We start from the raw sequence: 12,428 nt of genomic DNA, 5'->3' as shown, positions 1-12,428 counted from the left end.
AACGACTTTCCCTATGTAGGAAAGTCGTTTTAATGAATCCAATATTAACCACCGCTCACTGGTGGTATAAGTGCAACAACATCACCATCTTGGACCCTGTCATCTTCATTTGCGTATTCTTCATTAATCGCAACCATAATTGGCTCTGAAACTGGTACATTATATTCTTTCGCAACAACATCTTTTAACTGTGCAACCGTAATATTTTCTTTCTCTATTCGTAATTCACTTGTCCCTGCTTCTTCTTGCAGGTGCGCAAATAACAATACTCGAATCATGCTTATAGCTCCTTCCCAGGCTCTCCCGCCGGATATGGTGTTTTTTCTAATTGATCACCAATCCATGAGTCACCATCTTCCCAAAACTCCTTTTTCCAAATCGGAACAATTTGTTTTATGCGTTCCATAATATATTCGTTCGCTTCATAAGCCGCTTTACGGTGTGGTGTTGAAACAGCAACAACAACCGCTATATCAGAAATTTGCAACGTACCGATGCGATGTGTAATCGCAACATATGTACCTGGCCATTTCTCTTTCACTTCCAGACCAATTTTCTCTAGCATCTTTTCTGCCATCGTCTTATAAGCAACATACTCTAAGTATAATGTACGACGGCCTTTCGTAAACTCTCTAACCGTTCCAATAAATGTTGTAACAGCACCGCATTCACGTCGAATTACTTTCTTCGTTACCTCTTCAATCGAGATCTCTGTATCAATTACTTCATAATATATATTTGTCATTTCGCACTCCTAACCGTTTGTAAAAACCAGTCTATGTACAACTCTTCTTCTGTTATATGAAATACTTTATATTCTTCTCGTATATTTGCCGGGGCATCATACCACGTAATAATCGCTACTATATTTTCTACTTTATGTAAAAGCTCAACGTCTTCCGCAGAACGAAGTAACACTACTTTTGGATAGTTCTCTTTTTTATAACCCTCTATTAAAATTGTATCCACTTCAAAAAACTCATATAAGCGAATAATTTCTTGCAAGGACCATTTCTTTCTTAGTGAAGAAAGTGCAAGCAATCCAGCACCTTCTACACCACTTACGATAGCACCAGCTTTACGGTGTCGTTCGCTATCTTTTTGCGCTACTTCCGGAAAACCTCCGTGCCCGTGATGTTTAATTGTAGCAACTTTCATTTCACTTTCAGCTAACACATGCACAATTTTCTCTACAAGTGTCGTTTTTCCGCTGTTTTGATACCCTACTATTTGTAAGATTGAAGGGGCTTTGCCCATGGCCAATCACATCCCTCAGAGTGCTCTAACAACAATACAGATACTTTCATCCCTGCTTCAAATCCTCTCGTTCCTCCAGGCAATACAATAAAAGCATTCGCATCGGCAAGTGAAGAGACCGCACTCGATTTATCTAAACCGACCGGCATCGCTTGTAATACCCCTTCCGCGATTGTTACCTTTGCTCTTACAAAACGAGTGAACGGATTTGGTTTCGGAAAATCTTTTTGTAAAATAGCATCTGCTATATATATGTGAGGTTCTTTCACATACAAATATGTCTTTATAACCGGATGCACAAATAGCTCAAAGCCTACGTAGCAAGCTGATGGATTCCCTGATAAGCCGAAAAGTAACTTTCCATCAACTTCAGCTACTGTCGTTACACTTCCTGGTCTCATCGCTATTTTATTAAAGAGTACATTCGCCTGTAATCTTTCATAAATAGCTGGTAAGTAGTCATAATCTCCTACTGATACACCGCCTGTTGTAATTAAAATGTCGACCTCATCCATCGCTGATTGAACAGCTGTAAAACATGCATCTAACTCATCCGCGAGTTGACCATAATAACGAACTTTCCCGCCAGCTTTCATAATTTGAGCTGCGATCATATACGAGTTACTATTTCTAATTTTCCCTGGTTCTAACAGCTCATGTACTTCTAATAATTCACTTCCTGTCGTTACAATACCGACAACAGGCTGTTTTACAACTTTTACAGTGCTATATCCAAACGTTGCTAGTAATGCCGCAACACCTGGATTAATTGCAACGCCTTTCTTAACGAGAACTTGATTTTGTTTTATATCTTCCCCTTTAAATGACACATTGTCACCACTATTAAACGGACGCTTTACCTTCATATATGTTTTTCCGTTCTTCTCAAAACCCTCCGTCAGCTCTAGCATTACGACTGCATTACAACCCTCTGGAATAGCTGCTCCCGTCATAATACGAACCGCTTTAAAAGGCGCTACTTCATCTAAAAAAACAGATCCTGCCCCGATTTCCCCTATTACTTCAAACTCAATCGCATTCTCTTGATTCGCTTCTTCCGTATCTTCTGCTCGAATTGCGAAACCATCGTAAGGAGACCGATCAAAATGAGGAACGTCATGATCAGAGACAACATCCTCCCCAAGAATTCTCCCATAACTTTCCGTAATAGAAACCTCTTCTACTTCACCATTCTTCGCATATTCCATTACTCTCTCTACTGCCTCAGCAACTTGAATCGGAATTCGTTTTTCTATCATCGTTTCTCACCTCATATTTGCAATTTTTTTTATCTCGATTAAACTTTATATATTAAATAGAAATTACTTCAAGGAGGAATTCCATGTCTTCATTCACACACTTTAATGACCAAGGACGCGCAAAGATGGTTGATATAAGTGACAAAAAAGCAACCGTTCGAACAGCAATTGCGTGCTCTAGCATTGTCGTTACAAAAGAAATTTACGATAAAATCTCTCACAATGAAATTGGGAAAGGTGACGTACTAGCAGTTGCGCAAATCGCAGGCATTATGGCTGCGAAACGAACTTCTGATATTATCCCAATGTGCCATCCTTTATTATTAAAAGGTGTTGACGTTTCTTTTGATTGGAAACAATCAGAAGAACAATATCGTTTACTCATTGAAGTAAAGGTTAAAACAGAAGGTAGCACCGGTGTTGAAATGGAAGCTTTAACAGCTGCTTCCGCTACCGCTCTTACTGTGTATGATATGTGTAAAGCTGTCGATAAAGGTATGATTATCGGCGAAACGTACTTACTTGAAAAAACAGGTGGAAAAAGTGGAGATTATACGAGAAATTCATAATCCTCTCTCCGTTGAACCTAAAGGATTTTCTTTAGGTTCAACCTATATATCTTGCATATAAACTTTTCGCTACATTCATATCATTCGTCCCATGAATAAACGCCCTGCCATCTGTAAATAAAACAAAACGATATTCTTCTACCAGAAATGATAATAAATAAGGTGTCGCCTTTATCTCTACACTTCTTTGTAAGCGCTTTTTAATTTCTTCTAAATTAAAATTCTTCCGCACACCTGGGCGAATTTGTACTGTATTTCGCCCACATAACACTTCTGTTTTTGTTTGTGCTTCAAATGTTAAACTCGGATATGTACGTAACCTTCCGCAAGATAAACAAGTATCTTTTTTCTGCCTATTCACTTTAAATGCCATCTGTTGATTATTCCAAAGATCAAACGATAACATCGTTTCACGAAGCGCCCCAAAGTCTTCTACTAATATTTTCAGCGCTTCCGTAATTTGATGCGCAACTACTAATTGTACTGCCGGTTGTATAATACCTGCTGTGTCACATGTTGCTCCGCTCGCCGGATGCTCCATTAAACAGCGAAAACACGGTGTTTTTCCTGGTAAAATTGTATACGTTACTCCGTAACTCCCGACGCAACCACCATATATCCACGGAATATTATACTTTTGTGAAATATCATTAATGAGAAGACGCGTTTCAAAATTATCTGTCGCATCTAATATTAAATCTACATCATTCACTAGCTCTTCCATTTCTTGCACTGTTACATCAGTCACAACCGGATTTATTTTCACCTCAGAATTAATCGCTTGTAAATGCTCTGCCGCTGCTACCGCCTTTGGTTTGTATTGCTTTGCATCTTCTTCTGTATATAATTGTTGTCTTTGTAAATTACTCCATTCTACATAATCACGATCCGCAATTGTTATTTTGCCAACACCTGCTCTAACAATTGCTTCTGCATTCGCTGCACCGAGAGCACCAGCGCCGATAATAAGCACATGCTTCTCTCTAATTTTTCTCTGTCCTTCTTCTCCAACACCAGAAAATAATATTTGTCTTGAATATCGCTCCTGCATACGATAGCCCCCTTTCTTATCCTCCTATATAAGACATTTCAATTTTCGGACGATTCTTTGCACTTTCTTCTGTCCGTTCATCCGAATACCTGTCTTTTCTATGCATCCATACATTTTGTATAACGCTTACTAACTCATCATCTGAAAGATTTCCTCTAAGAAGTTCCCTTACATCCAATCCTTCTGTCGCAAATAAGCAAGTATAAAACTTTCCATCTGCCGAAATTCTTGCTCTCGTACAAGAGGAACAAAATGACTCTGAAACGGAAGTAATAAAACCGACTTCGACATTTGTTCCAACGTAACGATATCGCTTCGCAACTTCACCGAAATAATGCGCTTCAGCTGGCTCAAGTGGATACACGCTATGAATCATTTCAATTAATTCTTGCTTTGTAACGACTTGGTCAAAGTTCCATCCATTTGTACTACCAACATCCATAAACTCAATAAACCTAAGTGTGATTCCTTGCTCTTTAAAATAAGCAGCCATCGGAAGTACTTGATGGTCATTCATCCCTTTTTTCACAACCATATTTACCTTTACATCAAGCCCGGCCTCTTTTGCAGCCATAATTCCCTTTATAACAGGTTTCGTATTGATATTCCGGCCATTAATGTCCTTAAATACATCGTCATCTATTGCATCTAAACTAACATTTACTCTATGTAATCCAGCTTCTTTTAATGCTTTTGCTTGTTTCGTTAAATGAATTGCATTTGTCGTTAACCCTATATCTACTAACCCTTCAATTTTTACGAGACGTGCAATAAGTTTTGTTAAATCTTTACGCAGCAGTGGCTCGCCACCAGTAAGTCTAATTTTTCGTACACCGATGCTAACAAATAGTTTTGCCAAACGTTCAATTTCATCAAACGTCAATAAAAACTCATCTTTCAAAAAAGCATAATCTGGCCCAAAAACTTCCGCTGGCATACAATATGTGCATCTAAAATTGCAACGATCAATGACAGATATACGCAAATCTTGAAGTGGGCGTCCAAAAAAATCTGTAACCATCTCCTGCATCGCCACCCTCCCTTTCTGCCAAATTTCTCTCTTTTCATTCTATTATAATATATTTTCGAACTGCGATGTTTTTGCTCAAGTGAATAAAGTGAAACTTTAATCAGTGGGGGGTTTTGTTCATCCCCCACTGATTATTAGCCCTCACCAATCGGGCTTTTACAGGCAGCTCGAGGGATAAAGTGAAACTTTAAATAATTAAAGGGTATCCACTCCCCATGGTTAACGAGGTTTACTTCCAGATACAAGGATAAAAAAACCTTGAAACATAAAAGTTTCAAGGTTTTCTGCTTATTAACTTAATCTAATAATAGTTAGAGTAGCCCCTGGCGTCGCTGTAGATAATGTAGCCAACGCAATTACTCCAAATAATTGTAAGCTAACTGCAGCTCCAGCAGGCAAGTTAGCGATTATTGTTGCACTAAATGAACCTGCAGCCACTGCCGGGGAGTTTATCGTTCCCGCAAGCGGACTGCCATTTACAGTTATACGGGAACTTACAAGTAATCCTGCCGTTAAATTAATTGTATAGGCTATATAATAGTTTCCTGCATTCGCAACTGTAAATACAGTATTTCCACCACTAACGGTTATTCCTGGTCCAATATTTTGATTGTTTGGTAACGGAATATTCGTGCCACCTAACAAAACAGAAATAACACTTCCTGATGTATTATTCGCAAACGCATACGTTGCAGTTGTACTGACTCCAGTCGCTCCAGTGGCTCCAGCTCCGGTTGGACCTTGGATTCCTTGAGGACCTGTATCTCCAGTTGGACCTTGGGAACCGGTTGCTCCTGTAGCCCCCGTTGGACCTTGGATTCCTTGCGGGCCTTGAATTCCTTGGGGACCTGTAGCTCCCGTTGCTCCTGTAGCTCCCGTTGGACCTTGAATTCCTTGCGGGCCTTGAATTCCTTGGGGGCCTTGAATTCCTTGGGGACCTGTCGCTCCCGTTGCTCCTGTAGCTCCCGCTGGACCTTGAATTCCTTGCGGGCCTTGAATTCCTTGTGGGCCTTGAATTCCTTGGGGACCTGTAGCTCCCGTTGCTCCTGTAGCTCCCGTTGGACCTTGAATTCCTTGCGGGCCTTGAATTCCTTGTGGGCCTTGAATTCCTTGGGGACCTGTCGCTCCCGTTGCTCCTGTAGCTCCCGCTGGACCTTGAATTCCTTGCGGGCCTTGAATTCCTTGTGGGCCTTGTGGGCCGGTCGGACCTATGTCACCTTGCGGACCTTGGATTCCCTGTGGGCCTTGTGCTCCTGTTGCCCCCGTGGCTCCTTGAATTCCTTGAGGACCTTGTGGACCTTGAATTCCTTGTGGGCCGGTTGGACCTATGTCGCCTTGTGGGCCTTGAATTCCTTGGGGACCTTGTGCTCCGGTTGCCCCCGTTACTCCTTGGATTCCTTGCGGACCTTGAATACCCTGTGGACCGGTTGGACCTATCTCTCCTTGAATACCTTGGATTCCTTGCGGACCCTGTAAACCCGTCACTCCGGTTGCTCCCGTTTCTCCTGTCGCACCTGTCACTCCAGTTGAGCCTGTCGCCCCGGTATCTCCTGTTACTCCTGTCGCACCTGTTGCTCCTGTCGGGCCAGGTGGTCCACCTGATGGACCTGTCACTCCCGTCGCACCTGATGGCCCCGTTGGGCCGGTCGGTCCTGCTGGTCCTCCTGACGGGCCAGTCACCCCTGTTGGACCGGTTACTCCTGTTGGACCGGTCGGTCCTTCTCCCGTCGCTCCGGTTGCTCCCGTATCTCCTGTTGCTCCCGTCGGACCTTGTATCCCTTGAATTCCTTGTGGTCCTTGCACTCCTTGTGCTCCAGTTGCTCCTTGTATTCCTTGAATTCCTTGCACTCCTTGTGCGCCCATCGGACCTGTTGAACCAATCGCCCCTTGTACACCTTGCACTCCTTGGGGCCCCTCTGGACCTGTTGCTCCTATTTCCCCTTGTATCCCTTGAATTCCAGTTGCTCCTTGTGCTCCAGTTGCTCCCGTTATCCCTTGCACACCTTGTATTCCCTGTATTCCTTGTGGACCTTGTGGGCCTGTTGCTCCTACCGGTCCTTGAATGCCTTGTATCCCCTGAGGACCCTCTGGACCCGTTGCTCCAACTGGCCCTTGAACACCTTGTATTCCTTGCGGGCCCTGAAGTCCCTCTGGGCCTTCTGGACCTGTTGGACCTATCTCTCCTTGTATCCCTTGGATTCCAGTTGGACCTTGTGGCCCAGTCGGACCTATGTCACCTTGCGGACCTTGGATTCCCTGTGGGCCTTGTGCTCCTGTTCCCCCTGTCGCTCCTTGGATTCCTTGAGAACCTTGTGGGCCTTGAATTCCTTGTGGGCCGGTTGGACCTATGTCGCCTTGTGGGCCTTGAATCCCTTGCGGACCTTGATCTCCAGTGGCCCCCGTTACTCCTTGAATTCCTTGAGGACCTTGAACACCTTGGGGACCCGTCGGACCTATCTCTCCCTGCACTCCTTGGATTCCTTGCGGACCTTGTAAACCCGTCACTCCGGTTGCTCCCGTTTCTCCTGTCGCTCCTGTCACTCCAGTTGAGCCTGTCGCCCCAGTATCTCCTGTTACTCCTGTCGCCCCGGTTGCTCCTGTCGGGCCAGGTGGTCCACCAGATGGACCTGTTACTCCCGCCGGACCTGATGGCCCCGTTGGGCCGGTCGGTCCTGCTGGTCCTCCAGATGGGCCTGTTACCCCTGTTGGACCTGTTACTCCTGTTGGGCCTGTAGTGCCTTCCCCTGTGGCCCCAGTTGCTCCCGTATCTCCTGTTGCCCCCGTCGGACCTTGGATTCCTTGAATTCCTTGTGGACCTTGCACTCCTTGTGCGCCCGTCGCTCCTTGAATGCCTTGTACTCCTTGCACTCCTTGGGGACCCATCGGACCTGTTGGACCAATCCCCCCTTGAGCACCTTGCACTCCTTGGGGACCCTCTGGACCCGTTGCTCCTATTTCCCCTTGTATCCCTTGAATTCCAGTTGCTCCTTGTACTCCTGTTGCTCCCGTTATCCCTTGCACACCTTGAATTCCCTGAATTCCTTGTGGACCTTCTGGACCCGTTGCTCCTACCGGTCCTTGAATGCCTTGTATCCCTTGTTGCCCCTCTGGACCCGTTGCTCCAGCTGGCCCTGGTACTCCTTGTATTCCTTGCGGGCCCTGAAGTCCCTCTGGGCCTTCTGGACCTGTTGGTCCTATATCACCCATTGGACCCTGTATCCCTTGAACTCCTTGTGGTCCTGTTGCTCCTGATGGCCCTGGTACTCCTTGTATTCCTTGTGGACCTTGATCTCCTGTTGCTCCTGTGGCCCCTTGAGGACCTATAGCCCCCTGTATACCTTGTGGACCTTGATCTCCTGTTGCTCCCGTTATCCCTTGAATACCCTGAACCCCTTGGATTCCTTGTTCACCAGTTACTCCCGTCGGACCAGGAATACCTTGAATTCCTTGCGGACCTTCTGGACCTGTTGGGCCAATTGGCCCTTGGATTCCTTGAATTCCTTGTAGCCCCTGCGCACCTGTTGCTCCTGTACTTCCCGTCGGACCAGGAATCCCCTGACCTGTTGCTCCAGTATTTCCAGTTGCACCTGTTGCTCCAGTCGCGCCTGTACTTCCACTCGGTCCACCACCCGGCCCTGTCGCACCAGTTGGCCCTGTCGGACCAGGAGGTCCTCCAGATGGTCCAGTTATCCCTGTTGGACCTGTTATTCCAGTCGGGCCAGTTATCCCCTGACCTGTTGCTCCCGTTGATCCCGTACTTCCACTTGGTCCTTGTGACCCTTGTATTCCTTGGACTCCTTGAATTCCTTGAGGACCAGTTACTCCCGGTATCCCTTGTATTCCTTGGATTCCTTGAGTTCCCTCAGGTCCAGTAGCTCCAATCGGCCCTTGTAATCCCTGTACTCCCTGTATCCCTTGCGCTCCTGTCGCTCCTGTCGGACCAATCGGACCTTGTATTCCTTGCACACCTTGTAAACCTGTCGCTCCCGTTTCCCCTTGTGGCCCCCTTAATCCTTGTGGTCCCTGCTGCCCTTCTGGTCCAGTTGCACCTATTGGTCCAACTGGACCTTGAATCCCTTGCACACCTTGAGGTCCAGTCGGACCCATCTCTCCCATTGGACCTTGAAATCCTCTCGGTCCTTGCGGTCCAGTCGGACCTTGTGGACCTGTTGGACCAGTAATCCCTATACCCGTAAATCCAGTTGGAACAGGAGGAAAAGTAGGACCAATAAGTTCTGGTGGGATTCTAAAATTAGATTGTTGTTTCCCTTTATTATCACGATTCTTCACACTTTCACCACCTACAAAACGTCTTTTTCATAATAAATAAACCTCTTCTTAATCTATTTACAAAAATAATCTCCAAGACTATTTTTATTTCAAATAAATAAAACTCCCTTAATTCCTTAAGGGAGTCCTGCAATTGAATCCATATTATCTGTATTAGGGACAGCTTGCGCTATACCCGATGTATTTACACTTTGCCCCATATTTGTTCCTGTTACAGTACCAGCAGGGGTGCCCCTTGTATATGTCGTCGTCACCGAATCTCCTGGTTGTAAACAAAGTTTTGTCTCCGTCCCTATTACTGTAACAACATCAATCCAGGTGCACCCCATTGAACCACTATATGATTTCGAAGCAGTAAATGAAGTATCACTCAAATTATCACCTGTAAATATATTCCCAGTGTTATTCACAATAACAAACTCTTTTATATGCGCAGGCATAATTACACTCTACCTTTCCTTTACGAACCTAATGTACGTGTACTCGTTGCCAAAGGCGGAAGGAATACCGATGTTCTAATCACCGCTTCTGGCTGCCTTTTTCCATTTAAAAAAATAGCAGCACTCGATCCTCCAGCACCTGCATATACTTTCGCCACAGCTAAAGGCGAGATATCATAGCAGTCGCCGACATTAACAGCTCCTGTATTATTAATAATTTTTACTTTACGCAAATTAATCCCCATTTACCCCTCCTCCTTTTTTATACTGTATGCAAAAAAAAAAAACTTGAAACAGACTCGTTTCAAGTTTTTAACTATTAACTATTTCGTTTCACCTTCATATTGAAGCATACCGCCAACCATGTTCACTGTTTTAAATCCTTGCTCATTTAAATAATGACATACATTTTCACTGCGCATTCCTGAACGACAAATAAAGATATATTCATTCTCTTTATTAAAGAACTCTACTTTATGTGGGATATCGCCCATTTTAATATGTACAGCTTCTGGAATCTTTCCTGCCGCTACTTCTTCATCTTCTCTTACGTCTACTAGAAATAACGTTTCTCCATTTTCTAAACGCTCTTGTACCTCTTCTGTAGTAATTGTTTTAACTTCTGTCATATGTAGTTCCTCCTTATATACAATAAAACCTTTAGTTTCTTTTCCACAAACATTCTCTACCAATTTTAGCATGCAAAAGAAAGAACGCAAAGAATCGAAAAGCTATTTCTCAATTTTCTCGCAAAACTTATTCTTTACAAACATAACTAGCACATTGTATCCTCAATATACTTGTTTTATGAAAGGAGTCGATTAAAATGACGCTTTTTCTTTTCATTATGGGCATTGTGTTCTTACTCGCTGCAATTATTGCCCTTAGTATGAAAAATAATAGAAAAATAAAATCCCCACAAGAAATGTCATTCTTATTTCTATTGCTTAGCATAGCGTTTTTCGGTATAGCAATCGCTACATATATTTTCCGTCTACAAATTATGTAAAAAAAGGTGCCTACTACAAACATTGCACCTTTTCCCCATCATTTGTCTTCTACACAAAACTAGATACTCTCCGATTCAAAAATTCATAAACTTTTTTTTCAAATAAATGAATATCAAATGCTCCTGCCATATGCCCATTTATACTTTCTATCTCATACACTTCCGCATATTTTCCTTGTTTTTGCAAAATATCTACCATTTTATAATTATAACGAGACGGCTGAAGCAAATCTTGTTTACACGGAATCATAAGTACATTCGCTTCTATGTTAGAAAGAGATTCTTCTAGTGAAGAAAACCCATATGCAATATCATGCAATAAAACTGCCTTCGCAGTATACATCCACGAATTTGCATCTACTAACTCTATACTTCTATATGTCGCTTTATTTATCTCTTTTTCAAATGATGTTAGTGTAGAAAACTTTTTATAAGGTTCTATCTCTATACTATTACGAGGAAATGCCATTTCATAAAAATGCTCATCAAACGCGTTCATAAACATCATTCTATTTGCTAAATGAAGCCCCTTTATCGGCTGCTCTTCTCCATATTTTCCATCTTTCCAACTTGGATCCAGTTGAATTGCCTCAATCGCATTTTGTGCTACGTTTACTGACGTAATAATTGGATTTTGTGGGTTCGTAATAACGCCAATCATCCGCTCTACCATATATGGATAGTGAACCGCCCATTGTTGTGCAATCATTCCCCCCGCCGACGGTCCGATTACAGCGTGTAACCTTGAAATTCCCATACCTTTTATTAACTCATATTGCATACGAGCCACATCAAGAAATGTAAAAACCGGAAAATCCATAGCATATTCTTCTCCAGTTTCTTTGTTAATTGATTTCGGTCCTGTTGTAATCACATATGGATTTCTCACCTGCACATTACAAAAATTATCCGTACATATAACAAAATACTTATTTGTATCAATTGCTTTTCCAGGTCCGATGAGCCCATCCCACCAACCAGACTCCTCATCATGCACTGTATATTTTCCTGCCGCATGACTTGTTGCACTAAAATAATGACAAACCAAAATCACATTTGACCTTTCTCTATTTAACGTACCATATGTCTCATATCCCATTTGAACAGGCATTTCCCTGCCATTTTCAAACGTAAACTCTTTTAAAACAAACTTCTCCTTTTTTACAATTTGCACAGCCTCTCCCTCTCCCCGTTATAGTATGAACTGCTTACTAAAGGTTTTTTTCTATGCAAACTAATCTCCTTCTTCTTTTCATAAATAAATGAATAATATACAAAATTAGCCACAAAATAGCACTATATTACACAATTAAAGAGGGCATACATATGATTTGGAATTGGTTACGTAAGAAAAAAAAATCAAATACAACAGAGGCAAAAGAAGCCGATAACTGGAAGCAGCAGTCTAACAATCCAGATGACGATAACAACGAACAGACTAGAAGTATGAAACATACTAAAGGTAAAAATAACGAGCGAGATGATTCTTCTCAAGATAAACAGCAAAACTCTAAGCAAGATGA

At 43.0% G+C, this 12,428-nt stretch carries 13 protein-coding genes and 1 pseudogene; 3 read left to right on the top strand and 11 right to left on the bottom strand.

The annotated features are described in order from the left end of the window. Positions 1–44: 44 nt before the first annotated feature. From moaD to glp, 4 genes are read right to left on the bottom strand one after another with little or no spacing between them, the layout of a single operon-like run. On the bottom strand, positions 45–278 hold the full coding sequence (gene moaD, locus C4S65_RS01015) for a molybdopterin converting factor subunit 1 (RefSeq protein ID WP_000621782.1): 234 nt from the start codon (positions 276–278) through the stop codon (positions 45–47). 2 nt (positions 279–280) lie between these two features. Continuing rightward, positions 281–745 (bottom strand): molybdopterin synthase catalytic subunit MoaE, encoded by a 465-nt coding sequence (gene moaE / locus C4S65_RS01010; protein WP_061667149.1) that lies wholly within the window; start codon positions 743–745, stop codon positions 281–283. After that, on the bottom strand, positions 742–1,257 hold the full coding sequence (mobB, locus tag C4S65_RS01005) for a molybdopterin-guanine dinucleotide biosynthesis protein B (RefSeq protein WP_000513627.1): 516 nt from the start codon (positions 1,255–1,257) through the stop codon (positions 742–744). Before mobB ends, moaE begins: the two co-directional genes overlap by 4 nt. Beyond that, positions 1,227–2,516 (bottom strand): gephyrin-like molybdotransferase Glp, encoded by a 1,290-nt coding sequence (gene glp, locus C4S65_RS01000; RefSeq protein ID WP_061667148.1) that lies wholly within the window; start codon positions 2,514–2,516, stop codon positions 1,227–1,229. Before glp ends, mobB begins: the two co-directional genes overlap by 31 nt. A gap of 83 nt (positions 2,517–2,599) precedes the next feature. On the opposite strand from glp, the gene moaC reads away from it, so the two are divergent. Beyond that, positions 2,600–3,085 carry a cyclic pyranopterin monophosphate synthase MoaC gene (gene moaC / locus C4S65_RS00995; RefSeq protein WP_000094146.1) on the top strand — a complete coding sequence of 162 codons (486 nt, stop codon included), beginning with the start codon at positions 2,600–2,602 and terminating at the stop codon, positions 3,083–3,085. A 37-nt stretch (positions 3,086–3,122) separates the two neighbouring features. Here moaC and C4S65_RS00990 read toward each other — a convergent pair whose 3' ends face one another. The 6 genes from C4S65_RS00990 to C4S65_RS00960 form a co-directional block, all read right to left on the bottom strand. Further along, the gene (locus C4S65_RS00990; RefSeq protein ID WP_098838539.1) at positions 3,123–4,136 is read right to left on the bottom strand and encodes a molybdopterin-synthase adenylyltransferase MoeB; all 1,014 of its coding nucleotides are present in this window, start codon (positions 4,134–4,136) and stop codon (positions 3,123–3,125) included. 16 nt (positions 4,137–4,152) lie between these two features. Continuing rightward, positions 4,153–5,166 carry a GTP 3',8-cyclase MoaA gene (gene moaA, locus C4S65_RS00985; protein ID WP_001157139.1) on the bottom strand — a complete coding sequence of 338 codons (1,014 nt, stop codon included), beginning with the start codon at positions 5,164–5,166 and terminating at the stop codon, positions 4,153–4,155. A 291-nt stretch (positions 5,167–5,457) separates the two neighbouring features. Beyond that, positions 5,458–9,456 carry a BclA-related collagen-like exosporium protein gene (locus C4S65_RS00975; RefSeq protein WP_103945094.1) on the bottom strand — a complete coding sequence of 1,333 codons (3,999 nt, stop codon included), beginning with the start codon at positions 9,454–9,456 and terminating at the stop codon, positions 5,458–5,460. 116 nt (positions 9,457–9,572) lie between these two features. After that, positions 9,573–9,896, bottom strand: coding sequence for a hypothetical protein (locus tag C4S65_RS00970; protein WP_001110855.1), 324 nt, complete (start codon positions 9,894–9,896; stop codon positions 9,573–9,575). 20 nt (positions 9,897–9,916) lie between these two features. Beyond that, positions 9,917–10,141, bottom strand: coding sequence for a spore germination protein (locus C4S65_RS00965; protein ID WP_000512463.1), 225 nt, complete (start codon positions 10,139–10,141; stop codon positions 9,917–9,919). Positions 10,142–10,219: 78 nt separating this feature from the next. Beyond that, positions 10,220–10,525 (bottom strand): rhodanese-like domain-containing protein, encoded by a 306-nt coding sequence (locus C4S65_RS00960; protein WP_000141209.1) that lies wholly within the window; start codon positions 10,523–10,525, stop codon positions 10,220–10,222. Positions 10,526–10,722: 197 nt separating this feature from the next. Between C4S65_RS00960 and C4S65_RS00955 the strand changes: the two genes are divergently transcribed. Beyond that, on the top strand, positions 10,723–10,905 hold the full coding sequence (locus C4S65_RS00955) for a hypothetical protein (RefSeq protein WP_000171888.1): 183 nt from the start codon (positions 10,723–10,725) through the stop codon (positions 10,903–10,905). Positions 10,906–10,954: 49 nt separating this feature from the next. Here C4S65_RS00955 and C4S65_RS00950 read toward each other — a convergent pair whose 3' ends face one another. After that, on the bottom strand, positions 10,955–12,079 hold the full coding sequence (locus C4S65_RS00950; RefSeq protein ID WP_061667146.1) for a homoserine O-acetyltransferase: 1,125 nt from the start codon (positions 12,077–12,079) through the stop codon (positions 10,955–10,957). 152 nt (positions 12,080–12,231) lie between these two features. Here C4S65_RS00950 and C4S65_RS00945 point away from each other — a divergent pair. Then, positions 12,232–12,428, top strand: a pseudogene (locus C4S65_RS00945) (spore germination protein); the annotation flags it as partial.

The organism is Bacillus sp. ok061, from assembly GCF_900108285.1.
GTDB classification, from domain to species: Bacteria; Bacillota; Bacilli; order Bacillales; family Bacillaceae_G; genus Bacillus_A; species Bacillus_A thuringiensis_S.
Note: the sequence above shows the minus strand (reverse complement) of the source record. Positions and strands in the feature narration are given on the sequence as shown.